We start from the raw sequence: 17,054 nt of genomic DNA, 5'->3' as shown, positions 1-17,054 counted from the left end.
CCGGATAGGCGCGGCTCCCTCTTGGAAACGCGCACCACTCTGGAAATTTTAGGAATACCGACATGTCAAAATCTTCGATCCCAAGCCGCATCGTTCGCTATGGCGAGCTGCGGCCCTGCAAAACCGCCTTCATCGATGCCCACACACCGGGCAGCGACCAGAAGGAAAACTTCACCATCATCGGCGGCGGGGTGTCAGAAAGCCCTGACCAGCACGTGCACATCACTGACAAGGTCGGCTTCAACATTGGCGCTGCGGGTCAGCCGCCGAAGTGCCGCAATTCGTTGCATTCCCACACCACCGCCGAAGTGTTTTTTGTCGCCAAGGGCCGCTGGCGCTTTTTCTGGGGGCGCTATGGCACCGCGGGTGAATTCATTGCCGAGGAAGGCGATATCTTCAACATCCCAACGGGCATTTTCCGTGGCTTTGAAAACGTTGGTCAAGACTACGGCATGATCATGTCGATGCTTGGCGGCGATGATGCCGGTGGCGGTGTCACCTGGGCGCCGCAAGTCATTCAGGACGCGCAGGCCCATGGTCTGATGCTGGGCGATAATGGCGTGCTTTATGACAGCAAGAAGGGGCAGGAATTGCCGCATAACGTGCGCCCAATGCCTTTGCTGACCGAGGAGCAGTTGAAGGGCTTCCCAGAAGTGCCGGTCGAAGATGTGGTTGGCAAATACGTTGCCCGCTTCTGGGACCTGATGGCATTGTCCGCGAAAAAGCCTGCCGTAGTGATCGGCGAAAACGGCCTTATCAAAGACAAGCCGGGCTTTGAAGTCGACTTCCTCAGCCGTGGCTCCAGCGTTGCCGAGGGTGTGAAAGCCGAGAAACCCGTTGTCTTGATGCCGGCCAGCGGGCACTGGCGTGTCTCGATTGATGGCTATGAGGCGACAATCTCTAACGGCGACACAGCTTTGGTATTGGCAGGAGAAACATACTCTGTTGAGCCATCCATGACCGGCACTGCGGGTCTCTACCGGATCACGGCAACCGACGATCCGGCTGGCCCAACCTGGACCGGCAACTAAAATAAGGGAGAGCCCATATGGCCAAGATTAATACAACCCATGTGGGCTCTTTGCCCCGCACCCAAGAGGTGGTCGATTTCATTTTCGCCCGCGAAAACAAACAGCCCTTCGATCAAGCAGCATTTGACGCCTGCATGACTGCGGCGGTCTCTGAAACCGTGCGCAAACAGGTCGAAGCGGGTGTCGACATCGTCAGCGACGGCGAGACGTCCAAGATCTCTTACGCGACCTACGTCAAAGACCGCTACACCGGGTTTTCAGGGGACAGCCCGCGCAATGCCCCGGCGGACCTTAAGATGTTCCCAAGCTTTTTGCAGCGGCTGGCTGATGACGGTGGCACCCCCCAATATGCGCGTCCGATGTGCACGGGCGATGTGACATCCAAGGGGCAAGACGAGTTGAACAAAGACATCGCCAACCTTAAGGCGGCGATGGAGGCCCACGGCGCGACCCGTGGCTTTATGAATGCCGCCTCGCCGGGGGTGATTTCGCTTTTCTTGCAGAACAGTCACTACAAAACGCGAGAGGCCTATTTGGCCGCACTCGCCGACGCCATGAAAGAGGAATACGAAACCATCGTTGCCGCTGGTCTGGATCTGCAACTCGATTGTCCTGACCTTGCGCTGTCCCGTCACATGCTCTTTGCCGACATGACCGATGACGAATTCCTCAAGATCGCGCAAATGCATGTCGAAGCACTGAACCATGCGCTGCAGAATGTGCCTGCGGATAAAGTTCGCGTGCATATCTGCTGGGGCAACTATGAAGGTCCGCATTGCTGCGATATCGCGATGGACAAGGTGTTTTCAACGCTAATGGCGACGAAATCCCGCTATGTGCTGTTTGAAACCTCAAACCCGCGTCACGCACACGAATGGACCGTGTTCCGGGATCGCAAATCAGAGATTCCAGAGGACAAGGTGCTTGTGCCGGGTGTTGTGGACACAACCACCAACTTTATCGAGCACCCCGAACTTGTCGCGCAACGTATTGAACGGTTCACGGATATTGTCGGCGCGGACCGTGTGATCGCAGGGTCCGACTGCGGCTTTGGCACCTTTGCAGGCTTTGGCGCGGTTGATCCCGACATCGCCTATGCCAAGCTGAAGGCCATGTCTGACGGCGCAGAACTGGCGGCAGGGCGCTTGTGACACCTGTCGTTTTTCTACCGGGAATGATGTGCGACGCGCGGTTGTTTGGCCCGCAGATTGATGCGCTGTCTGCGCGCTACCCTGTGATGTGTCACCCACTTGTTGGAACAGACACCATCGAAGGCCTGGCGCGGCAGGTTTTGGATGCATCGCCGCAACGCTTTGCATTGGCAGGGCTGTCGATGGGCGGCATTGTTGCGATGGAAATTTTGCGACAAGCGCCTGATCGTGTTGATCGGCTTGCGCTTTTGGACACCAATCCGTTGGCCGAAAAAGACGACGTCAAAGCCAAGCGCCTCCCGCAGATCAAGGCCGCCCAAAGCGGTGAATTGCGGCGCGTAATGCGAGACGAAATGAAACCCAATTACCTTGCTGATGGCCCCAACCAAGGGGCCATTCTTGACCTCTGCATGGTCATGGCAACCGATCTTGGGCCAGAGGTCTTTGTCGACCAATCGCGCGCCCTCGCTGCGCGGCGTGACCAATGCGACACGTTGCGTGCTTACGCGGGTCCATCCCTCGTTCTGATGGGTGAGGACGACTCGCTTTGCCCAATGGACCGTCACACCTTGATGCATGACCTCCTGACCAACAGCACACTGTCCGTCATTCAAGGCGCCGGCCATCTGCCAACGCTTGAACAACCCCAAGACACCACTGCCGCCCTGCGCCACTGGTTGGAGACCTAATATGACACCATCGCTTTTGAAACTCCTGCAATCCGTTGACACCCCCACCGTCTGCAACGCCATCGAAGTCGCGCAAGGCAAACGCGGGTTCAATGGGTTCACACGCGGCACGATGCTTAGTTCGCATCCTGAAGCGGGCGCTATTGTGGGCTATGCGCGCACGGCCAAAATCGCTGCAATTGCCCCGCCCAGCGAACCTGCCGATGTTATCAAGGCGCGCCGGATGGACTATTACAAACATATGGCGACCGGGCCACGCCCGGCTGTGACTGTCATCGAGGACCTCGATTACCCCGACTGCATCGGTGCCTTCTGGGGAGAGATCAACACGACAATCCACAAAGGTTTTGGTGTTTCAGGCACGCTCACAAATGGCGTTATGCGTGACCTTGGAGACGTGCCAGAAGGCTACCCTGTCATCGCTGGTTCCATCGGTCCCAGCCATGGCTTTGTACACGTCAAAGAAATCGGTACTGCCGTAAACATCTTAGGCATGCCTGTGCGAGACGGTGACCTCGTCCACGCAGATCGGCACGGCGCGGTGGTGATCCCGCCCGAGGTGATTCCACAGCTTGAAGACGCCATTCAAACTCTTTTGCGAACCGAGCGGATCATTCTGGATGCAGCCGAAGAAGAAGGTTTCGATTTCGATCGTTTTGCCGAAGCCTGGGCGGAGTTTGAAAAAGCCCGCACTTAGGTGCGGCTATTGCTCTGCAATGCTTAAGTTCTGGCCCGGCGAGGGCCAGATAATCGCACCAATCCTGACGACAACTCGAAACGATCTCACTGAAAACGCAAAAGGCTCAGGCATTTCTGCCTAAGCCTTTGAAACAAAGTGGTGAGCCGTGAAGGGTTCGAACCTTCGACCTACTGATTAAAAGTCAGTTGCTCTACCAACTGAGCTAACGGCCCACTTCGCTGTGCGTGAGGGGGCTTCTATGAATTACAATGAAAAGGGTCAACCCAAAAAAGCACAAAAAACGTGGCTGACTGGAATTACCCATTCGACAAGGTTATATGCGCGCACATGACAGCTGTACGACACCATATCCAATTCGAAAAAATGCACGGACTCGGCAACGATTTCGTGGTGATCGACGCGCGCGGGCGGGAATCGGGGCTGTCCGAAGCTTTGATCAAAGCGATTGCGCATCGCCATTTTGGCGTGGGATTTGATCAGCTTGCTGTCATTGAAGCGGCGCAGGATGCGGACGCGCATTTGGTTTTTTATAATGCCGACGGGTCGACCTCGGCCGCCTGCGGAAATGCGACTCGCTGCATCAGCCGCAAACTATTGGATGAGTCGGGTCAATCGGATCTGGTCCTGACAACAGCCCGGGGCACGTTGAAAGCGAAAGAGGCAGGGAATGGGCTGGTCGCTGTCAATATGGGGCATCCGCAGTTGCACTGGCATGAAATTCCTCTGGCCCGCGAAATGGACACTTTGGAGTTGCCCATCGAAGGCACGCCAACCGCGACCGGCATGGGAAACCCGCATTGCACATTCTTTGTTGAAGATGCTGAGAAGGTCGATTTGGAAACCTTGGGCGCAAAGTTGGAACACCACCCACTTTACCCAGAGCGCACGAATGTTCAGTTCGCGTCTTTGTTGGGTGAAAACCACCTGCGCATGCGTGTGTGGGAGCGGGGCGTGGGGCCAACGCTTGCGTCCGGCTCGTCGTCCTGTGCTACGGCTGTGGCAGCAGCGCGGCGCGGGCTGACTGGGCGGCAGGTGCAAATCGATCTGGACGGCGGCACATTGCATATCGACTGGGCCGACGATGGTGTCTGGATGACGGGGGAAACGATGCATGTCTTTTCCGGTGTCCTCACCGTAGATTTCGTGGAAGCGTCGCAGTGATTCAGCCGCCCAAATTCACCACGCTTGGCTGTCGGCTAAACGCCTACGAGACCGAAGCGATGAAAGACCTCAGCCAGCAGGCAGGGCTTTCAAATGCTGTCGTGGTGAATACTTGCGCGGTAACCGCAGAGGCCGTGCGCAAAGCGCGACAAGAGATTCGCAAGTTGCGGCGCGAGAACCCAGACAGCACGATCATCGTCACTGGCTGTGCGGCACAGACCGAGCCTGAGACCTTCGCTAACATGGCCGAAGTCGACCGCGTTATTGGCAACACCGAAAAGATGCAGCCAGACACCTGGAAGCAAATGGCGGGCGACTTTATTGGTCAGACCGAAAAGGTTCAGGTCGATGACATTATGTCTGTCACTGAAACGGCCGGTCATCTGATTGATGGTTTCGGCACGCGCAGCCGCGCCTATGTGCAGGTGCAAAATGGCTGCGATCACCGCTGTACTTTCTGCATCATTCCCTATGGCCGTGGGAATTCACGATCCGTGCCAGCGGGCGTTGTTGTGGATCAGATCAAGCGGCTGGTGGATAAAGGCTTCAACGAAGTTGTGCTGACCGGCGTTGATTTGACCTCGTGGGGCGCTGATTTGCCTGCCACACCAAAGCTTGGCGATTTGGTCATGCGCATTCTGAAGCTGGTGCCTGATCTACCGCGCTTGCGGATCAGCTCGATTGACTCAATTGAAGTCGATGACAACCTGATGCAGGCCATCGCGACAGAGCCTCGTCTGATGCCGCATTTGCATTTGTCGCTGCAACACGGCGATGACCTGATCCTGAAACGTATGGCACGGCGGCACCTGCGCGACGATGCGATCCGCTTTACCGAAGAAGCGAAACGCCTGCGCCCAGAAATGACCTTTGGCGCGGATATCATCGCGGGGTTTCCGACTGAAACCGATGCGCACTTTGAAAACAGCCTGAAATTGGTGACGGACTGCGACCTGACGTGGCTGCATGTCTTCCCCTATTCCAAACGCGAAGGCACGCCGGCGGCGAAAATCCCGAGCCAAGTGCCCGGTCCAGTGATCAAGGCCCGGGCCGCTCAATTACGTGCGGCAGGCGATGCGCAGGTCGCGACGCATTTGGCGTCTCAGATCGGCAGGACTCATCATATTCTGATGGAGAACCCGCACATGGGCCGGACCGAACAGTTTACTGAAGTGCAGTTTGACGCGCCGCAAGTTGAAGGCTCGGTTGTAACCGCCACCATCACAGGTCAGCGCGACGGACAGCTGGTGGTATGACGCCCATCCTCTATAGTTTTCGACGCTGCCCCTATGCCATGCGCGCGCGCCTCGCGATTGCGGCTTCGGGCCAACGCGTGGAATTACGAGAGATCGTATTGCGCGACAAAGCGCCTGAATTCCTTGAATCAAGCCCCAACGCCACAGTGCCTTGCCTAAAAGCAGGCGAGGTCGTGATTGATGAATCCCTCGATGTGATGAAATGGGCCCTGGACTTGTCGGACCCAGAGGGCTGGCTCAGAATGCCAGAAGCAGGACATGACTTGATTGCAGAGGCTGATGGCCCTTTCAAGCAAGCGCTCGATCGCACGAAATACGCGACGCGCTACCCAGATGAAGACCCGGAAGAGCAGCGCGCCAAGGCACATGCGTTTCTGCACCGCTTGGACGCGCAACTCATCGCCGCCTTCCTTTTCGGGGATAGCCCAACGCTTGCGGATATGGCGATTCTGCCCTTCGTGCGCCAATTCGCCTTTATCGACAAAGTGCGCTTTGATGCCGAAGATTGGCCGAACCTATCACGCTGGCTTGAGGGTTTTCTGGCCTCTGATCGCTTTCAATCCATCATGGCCAAATACCCAAAGTGGGAAGCGGGCGACGCCCCAGTTTATTTCCCCGCGTAGTCTCTTCACCTTTGCAAAAATACTCCGGGGTGAGGGTGAAGCCGTGGCTTCACCCGAGGGGCAGAGCCCCTATGCTTAAGCGGCTTTGACAAGCGTCGCTTTGGTTTTCAGAACCCCCAGCGCTGCACGAGCAGCTTCGCGACCTTTTTCCACGAAGTGGGCGCGGTAGATGGCGTTGTGGTGGTCTGTCTCTTGATAGTGATGTGGTGTCAGCGACACCGACAACACAGGCACGCCTGTGTCCATGCCCGCGCGCATCAGCCCATCGACCACGGCTTGGGCCACAAAGTCGTGGCGATAGATGCCACCGTCCACAACAAAAGCCGCACAGGCAACAGCGCCATAGTTTCCGGTCGCTGCCAGTTCCTTGGCCAACAGCGGCATTTCAAATGCGCCGGGCACGTCAAAAACATCAACTTGCTCTGCGGGAATGATTTCGCAGAAACCTTCAAGCGCGCGGTCGACAATATCAGCGTGCCACTGCGCTTTGATGAAAGCAAATCGGGTGTGTGTCATCGTATGAACTCCTTTCAGTAACAGACACGTCACCCAAGGCGATCACAAAGATTCCGCGCGCCAAGCGACGCACAGAGCCTTCATTCTCTTCCATCCGGACTTTAACCGTCGGCTCTGGCCTCTCACCAGATCTGCTGACACCCAAAAATTGGGCCGCTCGCGGGCTCGTGAACTGGTCCACATACCGCCGGTGGGGAATTTCGCCCCGCCCTGAGAACGCCTGCACCTTGCCAATCTCGTCCTTGGCTTGCAACATGAAATACGACACTTCCCAGTATGAGACCGTCTCTTTGAAACTTCTGACCTCCCCTGCATCGCCCTACAGCCGTAAAGTCAAAGTTTTGTTGCATGAAACAGGGCTGATAGACGCGTTGGACTTGGTTGCCGTGAATACAAAACCAACGGCTGTTGACCCACAGCTGCAATCTGCGAATCCCCTTGGCAAAATCCCCTGTCTTATCCGCGACAATGCACCCGCGCTTTATGACAGCCGGGTGATCTGCCGATTTTTGGATCAGCAAGCGGGGGGCAACTTCTACCCGGACGAAAAACTTTGGGACGTTTTAATTGTCGAGGCGACGGCCGAAGGGATTTTGGATTCGGCGCTGTCGATGGTGTACGAGCGGCGTTTTCGGCCAGAACCCTTGCAATCCAACGCATGGATCAGCGCGCAATGGCAGAAGATCAAGGGCGCATTGCAGGCGTTGGATACGGATTGGATGACCGAGTTGAACGCACCCACGCACATGGGGCACATCGCGGTGGGATGTGCCCTCGGGTATCTGGACTTTCGGCTTGATGCCCAAAATTGGCGCGCAGGGCATTCCTCACTTGCTGCGTGGTATGATGCCTTCAAGCTGCGCCCGTCAATGCAGGCCACTGCACCCAAAGACACCTGAAACGCTGACCGACAGGTGTGGCCGTGATCAGAAACTGTAGTTGATCCCGAAATTCAGGGCATTCGTGATCAGCGATGTTTCAAGTGTTCCGCCGCTGTCGAGTTCGACTTTGTTGTCAGAGTAGGTGAACTGATACTCTGTGTAGGCGCTCATCCGTTCGGTGAGGTCCATGGACACCCCGACACCCAAACGTGCGGCCGGGCCTGTCAATTGATAGCCAAAGGTATGTGCTTCGCCGGTTGGCTGAATATCAACATGCGGGACGGCGACGCCAAGACCTGCGGTCACGAAGGGCGTCAAGCGACCATTCCACCACAGGTCTTCCCAGCGGCGATGAATGTTTGCGGTAATGATGTTGTGGCCGTCTGTGAATTCCAAGGTGTCCAATCCAAGCGCCGCCCGATCTGCGTCGGACGCGTAAGCCTTGGCATGGGTCAGCTCCACGCCATAGCCCCAGCCGCTGTCGCGCCAATAGGCGGCTTTGACGCCGTAATAAGGAGGCGGTGAAAAGGATTTGCCTTCCCATGCGATGGTCCGGTTCACCGGGGTTCCGTCCAAATCGCCGGACAGCACGCTATGTGGCACGGATTGGGAGCCGAAATAGAAGCTGACTTCCATCTCTGCCGCCGCTGGCGTCGCAAGAATCACCGTCGCAACGGCGGCTTTCATGCCCAAATTACGCATGGTGAACCTTTCATTTTCTAAAATTTACGTCTCAAGACAGCAAATACACCCGCATAACATAGTCCTCAAGCGCGACACATCAACGCTTTGATCCATATCAAGCGAATGTCATCTGGACGGGTTGAAAAGCCTTCGTTAATAAGCGGGCTGGAGAGGCTGTGCGTGAACGCGGCCCGAACCGGTATAGGCCAGCTGGCCAAGAAATTGGAGTAAACCTCGTGTCCCACGCAGAAGATCACGAAGGCACCCGGAGGGATTTCCTCTATTACGCCACCGCAGGCGCAGGTGCAGTGACCGCAGGTGCCGCTGTTTGGCCTTTGGTCAACCAGATGAATCCATCCGCAGATGTTAAGGCTCTGGCCTCGATCCGTGTTGATGTTTCTGGCGTAGAGCCAGGCACTCAGCTGACGGTCAAATGGCTTGGTAAGCCGGTGTTCATTCGCCGCCGTACTCAGGCCGAGATCGACGATGCACGCGCTGTGCCTTTGGAAGATCTGACCATCGATGCCGCGTCCCAGAACGCAAACAAGCCTGGCACCGACGCCGCGGACGAAAACCGCGCGATGGACGAAGCGGGCGAATGGCTGGTGATGATCGGTGTGTGTACGCACCTCGGTTGTGTGCCGCTTGGCGACGCTGGCGATTTTGGCGGTTGGTTCTGCCCATGCCACGGCTCGCACTACGACACCTCCGGCCGTATCCGCAAAGGTCCGGCTCCTGAAAACCTTCCTGTTCCGGTTGCCCGCTTTGAAGGCACCGAACTGGTGCTTGGATAAGGAACGCGCATATGTCCGGTATTCCACACGATCATTACGAGCCAAAGACTGGCGCAGAAAAGTGGCTTCACCACCGCCTGCCCATCGTTGGCTTGATTTACGGCACTTTGATGATCCCAACCCCGAAAAACCTGAACTGGTGGTGGATTTGGGGCATCGTTCTGGCCTTCTGTCTGGCGCTGCAAATCGTCACCGGTATTGTTCTGGTGATGCACTACACGCCGCACGTAGATATGGCGTTCGCGTCAATCGAACACATCATGCGTGACGTGAACGGCGGCCATATGATCCGCTATCTGCACATGAACGGTGCGTCGCTGTTCTTTGCGGCCGTTTACATCCACATGTTCCGTGGTCTCTTCTATGGGTCGTACAAGGCGCCTCGCGAAGTCACATGGATCATCGGTATGCTGATCTACCTTCTGATGATGGCAACCGGCTTTATGGGCTATGTTCTGCCTTGGGGTCAGATGTCCTTCTGGGGTGCGACTGTTATCACCGGCCTGTTTGGGGCGATTCCATTTGTGGGCGACGCGCTGCAGACCTTCCTGCTGGGTGGACCAGCGGTTGATAACGCAACCCTAAACCGCTTCTTCTCGCTGCACTACCTGCTGCCGTTTGTGATCGCGGGCCTTGTGATCCTTCACATCTGGGCTTTCCACCACACGGGCAACAACAACCCAACCGGTGTTGAGGTGCGTCGTGGTTCCAAAGAAGAAGCCGAAAAAGACACGCTGCCATTCTGGCCCTACTTCGTGATCAAAGACCTGTTCGCGCTGGGCGTGGTTCTGGTCATCTTCTTCGCGATCGTTGGTTTTATGCCAAACTATCTGGGTCACCCAGACAACTACATCGAAGCAAACCCACTGGCGACACCAGCACACATCGTGCCTGAATGGTACTTCCTGCCGTTCTACGCGATCCTGCGGGCCTTCACCGGCGACGTTTGGGTTGTGATGTTCGCAAGCTGGATCACTGGCGGCATCATCGACGCGAAGTTCTTTGGCGTACTGGCGATGTTTGGTGCGATTGCTGTGATGGCGCTGACACCGTGGCTGGACACTTCCACCGTGCGGTCCGGTCGCTTCCGTCCGATGTTCAAATGGTGGTTCCGTCTGCTGATCTTGGACTTCTTTGTCCTGATGTGGGCGGGCGCAATGCCAGCAGAGCCACCATACTCCACCATTTCGTTGATCGGTGCGACCTACTGGTTCGCTTACTTCTTGGTCATCCTGCCGCTGCTCGGTGTGTTTGAAACACCCGAAACCCCACCGGCGACCATCGAAGACGATTTCAACGACCACAACGGCACACCGGCCGAATAAGAGGACAAGGGATAATGCTTAAGAAACTTGCGATTTCCGCAGTAGCGGCCCTGACCTTCGCGGCAGGTGGTGCAATGGCGGCGGGTGGCGAAAGCCACATCGAAGACGTCGACTTCTCTTTCGAAGGTCCTTTCGGGACCTTCGATCAGAACCAGCTGCAACGCGGTCTGAAGGTCTACACAGAGGTATGTGCGGCCTGTCACGGTCTGCGTTACGTGCCTCTGCGGACGCTGTCTGATGACGGTGGCCCACACTTCTCTGAAGCACAGGTGCGCGCCTATGCGGCTGAGAACTTTGAAGTCTACGACGAAGAGCTTGACGATACCCGTCCAGCGAAGCCAGCGGATTTCTTCCCCGGCTCTAACCTGGAAAACGCACCTGACCTGTCTTTGATGGCCAAGGCACGCGCGGGCTTCCACGGCCCAGAGGGCACTGGCCTGAACCAGCTCTTTAAAGGCATGGGTGGTCCAGAATACATCACGTCGATCCTGACCGGCTACACCGGTAAGGAAAAGACACAAGCGGGAACAACCTTCTACGAAAACACCGCCTTCCCAGGTGGCTGGATCGCAATGGGTCCTCCGCTGGAAGATGGTTTGGTGGACTTTGACGATGATCACGCCAATGACCTGCACCACATGGCCGAAGACGTTTCTGCCTTCCTGATGTGGACCGCAGAACCAAAGATGATGGCCCGCAAGCAAGCCGGCTTCATCGGTGTGTTTGCTCTGTTTATCCTGACCGTGCTGCTTTACCTGACCAACAAGCGTCTGTGGGCACCACACAAAGGCAAAAAGACGGCATAAGTCTTTGCTGGATTGAGATACAGAAAGCCCCGCCGAAAGGTGGGGCTTTTTGTTTGTAGGACGGCTGGCTTGGGAACTGTCCGATCAAGGTTTCGAGGCAGAAGCCTAGTTGGTACGCTGTGGCGGCGCGCTGTTTCGGGTTAGCCTCACTGCCCAGGTGTGCCCGTTCGCGTGTGGCGTTCAGGGCCTTTAAGTGATCCGTCGGTGTCTCGTTTTGGTAGTCTGCTGATGCAGATAAAACCCGGCACTGTGTGAAAGCGCACGAAACGGTATGACAGAAGGCCGTCCAGTCATTCAGGAGTAATCTGAAACTGGAGCTTCGAATGACTCATTACTTGTTGATACATGGTAGCTGGCACGGTGCATGGTGCTGGTTCAAGGTCGCCCCCCAGCTGAAAAGCCTTGGGCACTCTGTGGATGTGCCCGACCTTCTGGGCAGGGGGAACTGTAAGAGAGCGACCCAGTTGATCAGTCTGAAGGCAATGGTTCGAGAGATTGGCCGAACGCTCTGCAAGGACCGGAAAACCACAATAGTGGTCCACAGTCGCTACGGGATTTTAGCCTCCGCCCTTTCCGAAATGTTTCCCGACCAGATCGAGCGTGTCGTCTATCTGGCATCTTATATGATCCCGAACCAAGCAAGAGCTGCGCGCTATTTCCGAGCCGACAAAGCATCCCTTTTGACGCCGTATGTGACGATCAGCAAAGCGGGGTTTTGGGACGAACTTCACCCTGACATCTATCGTGAGGGGCTTTACCACGACTGCTCTGAAGAGGATGTGACACTGGCCAGCAGTCTCTTGTGCCGCGAGCCTTTGCGGCCAGCGCTTTCAAAGCTCGTCTTGTCAGAGGATCGTTATGGGAGCGTCCCTCGCGCGTATATTCGTCTGACAGAAGATCGTGCAGTAACGCGACAGGTGCAAGACAGATGTATAGGGGAGGTCGGTGTCGACCGCGTAGAAAGCATCCACGCGAGCCATTCGGCATATTTCTCTAGACCCACTGAACTGGTTGAAAAGATCCTATCCGTTTGCAGACCTTAATCTGCATCGATCATGGAGAGTGGCAAGCCGCGGCAAGGAAGCAAGGTCTCTTGGAACAAGCAGCAATGCGCGATCCAAAGCCTGTGGCTTGGCAATTTAGTCCTGGCTTAGCGCGGCTAGCCCTTTGTCGAGGATGCCATTTAACGTTGCGAGGTCTTCATCGGATAGCCCTTCAACCAGGTTACGCTGGACCATAACGTGATCTGTGACTGCGGCATCAATAATTTTCCGCCCTGTTTCAGTAAGCTGCACAAAGACGCTGCGCCTGTCTTTTGGGTTGCGCACACGCTCGACCAGACCATCCTTTTCCAGTTGGTCGATCCTGTTGGTCATTGTCCCCGAGGTCACCATCATTGTTGCGAGCAGATCATTGGGGGAAAGTGCATAAGGCGGCCCGGACCGAAGCAGCGTCGCCAGAACGTCGAAACTGGCAGAATTCAATCCGTGTTTCTCATGGGTCTTACTCATCTGCTCGCATAACAAGGCTGACAGTCTGACAACGCGACCAATCGTAGCCATGGGAGCCGTGTCGATATCTGGCCGTTGTTTCGCCCATTGCGCTCTGATGTCTTCGATATTGAACATAAGAGAATAGTGAACGGAAATTTATCTTGACGTCAAGTTAAATGCGGTTATCTTGACATCAAGATAAAATGGATTGTTCATGTCACGTACCCTTGATCTTGTCATCACCGCTTCTGCGCCGCTCATTTGGGGCAGTAGCTATATCGTCACCACGCAATTTTTGCCGAACCTTGATCCGCTGATGGTTTCATTTCTTCGAGCATTGCCAGCAGGGTTGGTCCTTTTGGCGGTGGTGCGTCAGCTGCCGCAGGGGCATTGGATCTGGAAGATGTTTGTACTCGGAGCGCTGAACTTCGCTATTTTCTGGTCGCTGCTTTTCTTTGCAGCTTACCGTTTGCCCGGTGGGGTTGCCGCAGTTATGGGGGCATTGCAGCCGTTTGTCGTGATCTTTGCGTCTCGATTTTTGCTTGGATCCCCAATCAAATCGCTTTCGCTTGTCGCAGTCGCCGCTGGAGCCATGGGTGTTGCGCTCTTGGTACTAACGCCGGAAGCAAGCCTAGATAAGTGGGGTGTCATCGCGGGCATTGCAGGTTCGACATCTATGGCGCTTGGCACGGTCCTAAGTCGCAAATGGCAGCCACCCGTCTCTGCTCTTACATTCACAAGTTGGCAGCTAACCGCAGGCGGTTTGATATTACTACCCTTCGCACCCTTTGCCCCGACGGCTTGGTCGGAGATCAACGTTACCAATGTGCTCGGGATCGCATATCTCGGTTTGATTGGCGCAGCTTTGACTTACATTGTCTGGCTGCGCGGCATTCGACTTATTCAGCCTTCGGCCGCCTCAATTCTGGGTCTTCTCAGCCCGCTTAGCGCTACGCTTCTTGGCTGGTTCATCCTGAATGAAACTCTTAGCGTACCGCAACTTGCAGGCATGGCGGTTGTTCTGCTGAGTGTGCTTGTCGGACAATATGCGCTTCGGCTAAGTTCGCGGACAGCATAAGGTTTTGGCGAGGTGGTTCGATTTCTTGGCGGCGATTCAGTGTTGCCAGACAAGTCTCTGACACCCCACAAACCGCCCCAGCCTGTCCAATTCCGCCTCCAGTTTCGCGTGACGCGCCTTGCCCCAGGTCACGCCCGGTTCTGGCCAGAAGTTGATGACGTTGAGCGTGGCCGCTTTGCGGTCTGCTTTGGCCTCGATCCGTCCGACAAAGCGGTCGCCTTCTAAGATCGGAAAGACATAGTACCCCCAAACACGTTTGGCGGCGGGGACGAACATTTCGTTGCGGTAGTTGAAGCCAAAGAGCCGCTCCAGCCGGTTACGGTCGCGCACGGCGGGGTCAAAGGGGTTGAGGATGCGCAGGCGAGAGGTGGGGGCTGTCAACGCCTCAAGGCGCGCCTCAATATCTGGCGCGCCGAAGGCGGCGGTGATCGACCCGTCTGCGTTTTGGACCTCGACTGGGACAAGGTTTGCCGTGTCCAGCCAGGCCTTGGTTTCTTTGGCAGATGTCGTGTCCCAGAACTTCTGGATTTCGCCCTGTGTGCCCACGGCGATCCGGTCAATCGCGTCACGCATCAGGAAATCAAGTTCTTCGGTTTCCGTCAGGCTACGATTGCGCAAATCTTCGGGGAAGACCCGTTCGGGCAGGTTGTAATACTTGGTGAACCCATCGCGAAAGCAGGTCGCCAACTGGCCCGTCATCCACATATAGTCGAGCGCTTTCTTATGAGGTGGGCGCGACCACATTTGCTTTTCGCCTTCGATCTTGGTGTCAAATTCGTGGGTCGACAGAGCGCCTTCTTTGCGGATGCGAGCCTTTACGTCTTCCAGGTACGGATCGTCGGCCAGATCTCCATGCCAGCGCCGCGCCGTCACCTCCATGCGGCGAAACTGGCGTTGCCATGCCGGCAGGAAGGCCATCGGCAACACACTGGCGTCATGGGTGAAATGTTCGAAAATCACCCGCTCTTTGGCCAACAGCGGGTTCAGCATGTTCTCGCGGTAATTCTGATTGCGCGACCAGAGGATGTGATGGTGCGCGCGGGCCACGACTTGAATGGTGTCCAGCTGCACCATGCCTAGCTTTAAGATGGTCCCATAGACATCCAAGGCACCGGTTGGCGTGTCAGATAGGCCCTGCGATGCCAGCCAAAGCCAGCGCGCGGTGCGATTGTCGATTTTAAGAGGTGCCTGCATGCTGCGCTCCGTTTTAGCGCATCAAACAGGAACAAAGGGTGAAAATCAATCCACCCCGATAATGTGCTGCTCACCGCGTTGACGGGCGAGTTCCATCTGCTTCTGACGTTCGCGGAAGCGCGTTTTGTCGGTCTCTGAATATTCGTCCACGCATTGGTGGCAACTGACGCCCGCCTCGTATTCCGCTCGCTTGGTGTCCGCAGGCAACAATGGGCGGCGGCAGGCATGGCACAGCACGTGCGGCCCTTCTTTCAACCCGTGGCCGACCGACACGCGGCCATCAAAGACAAAGCATTCGCCTTCCCAAGTGCTGTTTTCCTGTGGCATCTCTTCGAGGTATTTCAGAATGCCGCCCTTGAGGTGATAGACGTCGTCAATGCCCTGACTCATTAGATAGTTGGTCGACTTTTCGCAGCGGATGCCGCCCGTGCAGAACATGGCGATGCGCTTGTTGTGAAATCGGTCTTTGTTTTCTTCCCACCACGCCGGGAAATCGCGGAAGGTTGCGGTTTCTGGGTCAACCGCGCCTTGGAAGGTGCCAATCGCGACTTCGTAATCGTTGCGAGTGTCGATGGTCACAACGTCCGGGGATTGGATCAGCTCGTTCCAATCTTGCGGATCAACGTAGTTGCCCACATGCGCCGTCGGATCGACATTGGGCTGGCCCAGTGTGACGATCTCTTTCTTCAGCTTCACCTTCATGCGCGGGAAGGGTTTTTCGGCAGAGCTGCTGAGTTTCCATTCAAAATCTGCACAGCCGGGCAATGATTGGATATGCACAATCACCGCGTCGATCCCCTTGCGCGGTCCAGCGATGGTGCCGTTGATGCCTTCGTGCGCCAAAAGCAGCGTGCCGGTGATGCCTTCGTTCTGGCACAGATCCAGCAACGGGGCGCGCAGGGCCACGTGATTATCAAAGCGGGTAAAGTGGTATAGAGCGCAGACTGTAAACATGCGCAGCCCATTACGCCCATTTTAGTCTCGTATCAAGACCGCCCATTGACGCGTTGGCCTGCAGTTTCTACCCATAAAGCAACAGAAGGAACCGCAGATGCCCAAAGCCCTGATCGTGATCGACGTGCAGAATGATTTTTGCCCCGGTGGGGCGCTTGCGGTGCCGGGAGGGGATGCAATTGTGCCGGGCATAAATGCGCTGATGGCAGAGTTCGATGCCGTGATCCTGACACAGGATTGGCATCCGGCAGGGCATTCCTCTTTTGCGAGTTCGCATGCGGGTCGGGCGCCCTATGATCTGATCGACATGCCCTTTGGGCCGCAAGTTCTATGGCCGGATCATTGCGTTCAAGGATCAGAGGGCGCGGCGTTTCACGCGGGGCTGAATGTCGACCGTGCGGATATGATTATTCGCAAAGGCTACAACCCTGCCATCGACAGCTATTCGGCGTTTTTTGAAAACGACCAAACCACGCCCACCGGGCTAGAGGGCTACCTGCGCACGCGGGGTATCACCGACCTGACAATGGTCGGCCTGGCCACAGATTTCTGCGTCAACTTTTCCGCTGTTGACGCCGCGCGATTGGGGTTCTCGGTCACAGTGGACCAGTCGCTTTGCCGCGCGATTGATCTTGAAGGCTCTTTGGCGGCCGCCATCAACGGCATGGGAGAGGCCGGAGTGACGCTGCGCTAAGCGGCTTGCTCTTGGCTTTGGCTT

The 17,054-nt window shown here is 56.2% G+C and carries 19 protein-coding genes, 1 tRNA gene and 1 riboswitch; of the genes, 14 read left to right on the top strand and 6 right to left on the bottom strand.

Annotated features, from left to right (window positions below; translation table 11 throughout):
• Positions 1–62 precede the first annotated feature (62 nt).
• From BUA39_RS07400 to BUA39_RS07385, 4 genes are read left to right on the top strand one after another with little or no spacing between them, the layout of a single operon-like run.
• Positions 63–1,031 carry a cupin domain-containing protein gene (locus BUA39_RS07400; RefSeq protein ID WP_072792361.1) on the top strand — a complete coding sequence of 323 codons (969 nt, stop codon included), beginning with the start codon at positions 63–65 and terminating at the stop codon, positions 1,029–1,031.
• A gap of 17 nt (positions 1,032–1,048) precedes the next feature.
• On the top strand, positions 1,049–2,182 hold the full coding sequence (locus BUA39_RS07395) for a cobalamin-independent methionine synthase II family protein (protein ID WP_072792359.1): 1,134 nt from the start codon (positions 1,049–1,051) through the stop codon (positions 2,180–2,182).
• Positions 2,179–2,871, top strand: coding sequence for an alpha/beta fold hydrolase (locus BUA39_RS07390; protein ID WP_072792357.1), 693 nt, complete (start codon positions 2,179–2,181; stop codon positions 2,869–2,871). The genes BUA39_RS07395 and BUA39_RS07390 overlap by 4 nt, the downstream gene beginning before the upstream one ends.
• Before the next feature lies 1 nt (position 2,872).
• Complete coding sequence (locus BUA39_RS07385; RefSeq protein ID WP_072792355.1) at positions 2,873–3,568, top strand: RraA family protein; 696 nt, start codon at positions 2,873–2,875, stop codon at positions 3,566–3,568.
• 139 nt (positions 3,569–3,707) lie between these two features.
• Here the strand turns inward: BUA39_RS07385 and BUA39_RS07380 are convergent.
• Positions 3,708–3,783, bottom strand: a tRNA-Lys gene (locus BUA39_RS07380).
• A 115-nt stretch (positions 3,784–3,898) separates the two neighbouring features.
• On the opposite strand from BUA39_RS07380, the gene dapF reads away from it, so the two are divergent.
• From dapF to BUA39_RS07365, 3 genes are read left to right on the top strand one after another with little or no spacing between them, the layout of a single operon-like run.
• On the top strand, positions 3,899–4,732 hold the full coding sequence (dapF, locus tag BUA39_RS07375; RefSeq protein ID WP_072792354.1) for a diaminopimelate epimerase: 834 nt from the start codon (positions 3,899–3,901) through the stop codon (positions 4,730–4,732).
• Positions 4,732–5,988 carry a tRNA (N(6)-L-threonylcarbamoyladenosine(37)-C(2))-methylthiotransferase MtaB gene (mtaB, locus tag BUA39_RS07370; protein WP_072792737.1) on the top strand — a complete coding sequence of 419 codons (1,257 nt, stop codon included), beginning with the start codon at positions 4,732–4,734 and terminating at the stop codon, positions 5,986–5,988. The genes dapF and mtaB overlap by 1 nt, the downstream gene beginning before the upstream one ends.
• Positions 5,985–6,611: a glutathione S-transferase gene (locus tag BUA39_RS07365; RefSeq protein WP_072792352.1), complete on the top strand. Its 627-nt coding sequence runs from the start codon at positions 5,985–5,987 to the stop codon at positions 6,609–6,611. The genes mtaB and BUA39_RS07365 overlap by 4 nt, the downstream gene beginning before the upstream one ends.
• A gap of 75 nt (positions 6,612–6,686) precedes the next feature.
• On the opposite strand, the gene BUA39_RS07360 is transcribed toward BUA39_RS07365, so the two are convergent.
• Positions 6,687–7,127, bottom strand: a complete 441-nt coding sequence (locus BUA39_RS07360; RefSeq protein ID WP_072792351.1) for a 6,7-dimethyl-8-ribityllumazine synthase — start codon at positions 7,125–7,127, stop codon at positions 6,687–6,689.
• A gap of 78 nt (positions 7,128–7,205) precedes the next feature.
• Positions 7,206–7,349: riboswitch (FMN riboswitch) on the bottom strand.
• Positions 7,350–7,381: 32 nt separating this feature from the next.
• Here BUA39_RS07360 and BUA39_RS07355 point away from each other — a divergent pair.
• The gene (locus BUA39_RS07355) at positions 7,382–8,026 is read left to right on the top strand and encodes a glutathione S-transferase (protein ID WP_242648553.1); all 645 of its coding nucleotides are present in this window, start codon (positions 7,382–7,384) and stop codon (positions 8,024–8,026) included.
• A gap of 27 nt (positions 8,027–8,053) precedes the next feature.
• Here BUA39_RS07355 and BUA39_RS07350 read toward each other — a convergent pair whose 3' ends face one another.
• Positions 8,054–8,710, bottom strand: coding sequence for an outer membrane protein (locus BUA39_RS07350; protein ID WP_072792349.1), 657 nt, complete (start codon positions 8,708–8,710; stop codon positions 8,054–8,056).
• Between the two features lie 218 nt (positions 8,711–8,928).
• On the opposite strand from BUA39_RS07350, the gene petA reads away from it, so the two are divergent.
• From petA to BUA39_RS07330, 4 genes are all read left to right on the top strand, one after another.
• Positions 8,929–9,486, top strand: a complete 558-nt coding sequence (petA, locus tag BUA39_RS07345) for a ubiquinol-cytochrome c reductase iron-sulfur subunit (RefSeq protein ID WP_072792733.1) — start codon at positions 8,929–8,931, stop codon at positions 9,484–9,486.
• An 11-nt stretch (positions 9,487–9,497) separates the two neighbouring features.
• Entirely contained in the window at positions 9,498–10,811 is a 1,314-nt protein-coding gene (petB, locus tag BUA39_RS07340; RefSeq protein WP_072792347.1) for a cytochrome b, read from the top strand.
• Positions 10,812–10,825: 14 nt separating this feature from the next.
• Positions 10,826–11,617 carry a cytochrome c1 gene (locus tag BUA39_RS07335; RefSeq protein WP_072792345.1) on the top strand — a complete coding sequence of 264 codons (792 nt, stop codon included), beginning with the start codon at positions 10,826–10,828 and terminating at the stop codon, positions 11,615–11,617.
• 323 nt (positions 11,618–11,940) lie between these two features.
• Complete coding sequence (locus BUA39_RS07330; RefSeq protein WP_072792343.1) at positions 11,941–12,660, top strand: alpha/beta fold hydrolase; 720 nt, start codon at positions 11,941–11,943, stop codon at positions 12,658–12,660.
• A gap of 96 nt (positions 12,661–12,756) precedes the next feature.
• Here BUA39_RS07330 and BUA39_RS07325 read toward each other — a convergent pair whose 3' ends face one another.
• Positions 12,757–13,128 carry a MarR family winged helix-turn-helix transcriptional regulator gene (locus tag BUA39_RS07325; RefSeq protein WP_341349539.1) on the bottom strand — a complete coding sequence of 124 codons (372 nt, stop codon included), beginning with the start codon at positions 13,126–13,128 and terminating at the stop codon, positions 12,757–12,759.
• Between the two features lie 196 nt (positions 13,129–13,324).
• On the opposite strand from BUA39_RS07325, the gene BUA39_RS07320 reads away from it, so the two are divergent.
• The gene (locus tag BUA39_RS07320; RefSeq protein WP_072792339.1) at positions 13,325–14,188 is read left to right on the top strand and encodes an EamA family transporter; all 864 of its coding nucleotides are present in this window, start codon (positions 13,325–13,327) and stop codon (positions 14,186–14,188) included.
• Positions 14,189–14,224: 36 nt separating this feature from the next.
• Here the strand turns inward: BUA39_RS07320 and BUA39_RS07315 are convergent, their stop codons facing one another.
• Together BUA39_RS07315 and trhO are read right to left on the bottom strand one after the other, a co-directional pair.
• Positions 14,225–15,382: a winged helix-turn-helix domain-containing protein gene (locus BUA39_RS07315; protein ID WP_072792337.1), complete on the bottom strand. Its 1,158-nt coding sequence runs from the start codon at positions 15,380–15,382 to the stop codon at positions 14,225–14,227.
• A gap of 45 nt (positions 15,383–15,427) precedes the next feature.
• Positions 15,428–16,336 (bottom strand): oxygen-dependent tRNA uridine(34) hydroxylase TrhO, encoded by a 909-nt coding sequence (gene trhO, locus BUA39_RS07310; RefSeq protein WP_072792335.1) that lies wholly within the window; start codon positions 16,334–16,336, stop codon positions 15,428–15,430.
• Between the two features lie 97 nt (positions 16,337–16,433).
• Here trhO and pncA point away from each other — a divergent pair, with 97 nt between their 5' ends.
• Positions 16,434–17,030 (top strand): bifunctional nicotinamidase/pyrazinamidase, encoded by a 597-nt coding sequence (pncA, locus tag BUA39_RS07305; protein WP_084604795.1) that lies wholly within the window; start codon positions 16,434–16,436, stop codon positions 17,028–17,030.
• Positions 17,031–17,054 lie beyond the last annotated feature (24 nt).

Origin of the sequence: Cognatishimia maritima, from assembly GCF_900129685.1 — a bacterium.
In the GTDB taxonomy this organism is placed as follows: domain Bacteria; phylum Pseudomonadota; class Alphaproteobacteria; order Rhodobacterales; family Rhodobacteraceae; genus Cognatishimia; species Cognatishimia maritima.
This window is presented reverse-complemented; position numbering and strand designations above follow the sequence as displayed.

Coding starts and splice junctions, on each gene's coding strand:
- BUA39_RS07400 (WP_072792361.1), top strand. CDS start 63: ATGTCAAAATCTTCGATCCCAAGCCGCATCGTTCGCTATGGCGAGCTG.
- BUA39_RS07395 (WP_072792359.1), top strand. CDS start 1,049: ATGGCCAAGATTAATACAACCCATGTGGGCTCTTTGCCCCGCACCCAA.
- BUA39_RS07385 (WP_072792355.1), top strand. CDS start 2,873: ATGACACCATCGCTTTTGAAACTCCTGCAATCCGTTGACACCCCCACC.
- dapF (WP_072792354.1), top strand. CDS start 3,899: ATGACAGCTGTACGACACCATATCCAATTCGAAAAAATGCACGGACTC.
- BUA39_RS07365 (WP_072792352.1), top strand. CDS start 5,985: ATGACGCCCATCCTCTATAGTTTTCGACGCTGCCCCTATGCCATGCGC.
- BUA39_RS07360 (WP_072792351.1), bottom strand. CDS start 7,127: ATGACACACACCCGATTTGCTTTCATCAAAGCGCAGTGGCACGCTGAT.
- BUA39_RS07355 (WP_242648553.1), top strand. CDS start 7,382: ATGAAATACGACACTTCCCAGTATGAGACCGTCTCTTTGAAACTTCTG.
- BUA39_RS07350 (WP_072792349.1), bottom strand. CDS start 8,710: ATGCGTAATTTGGGCATGAAAGCCGCCGTTGCGACGGTGATTCTTGCG.
- petB (WP_072792347.1), top strand. CDS start 9,498: ATGTCCGGTATTCCACACGATCATTACGAGCCAAAGACTGGCGCAGAA.
- BUA39_RS07335 (WP_072792345.1), top strand. CDS start 10,826: ATGCTTAAGAAACTTGCGATTTCCGCAGTAGCGGCCCTGACCTTCGCG.
- BUA39_RS07330 (WP_072792343.1), top strand. CDS start 11,941: ATGACTCATTACTTGTTGATACATGGTAGCTGGCACGGTGCATGGTGC.
- BUA39_RS07325 (WP_341349539.1), bottom strand. CDS start 13,128: ATGAGTAAGACCCATGAGAAACACGGATTGAATTCTGCCAGTTTCGAC.
- BUA39_RS07320 (WP_072792339.1), top strand. CDS start 13,325: ATGTCACGTACCCTTGATCTTGTCATCACCGCTTCTGCGCCGCTCATT.
- BUA39_RS07315 (WP_072792337.1), bottom strand. CDS start 15,382: ATGCAGGCACCTCTTAAAATCGACAATCGCACCGCGCGCTGGCTTTGG.
- trhO (WP_072792335.1), bottom strand. CDS start 16,336: ATGTTTACAGTCTGCGCTCTATACCACTTTACCCGCTTTGATAATCAC.
- pncA (WP_084604795.1), top strand. CDS start 16,434: ATGCCCAAAGCCCTGATCGTGATCGACGTGCAGAATGATTTTTGCCCC.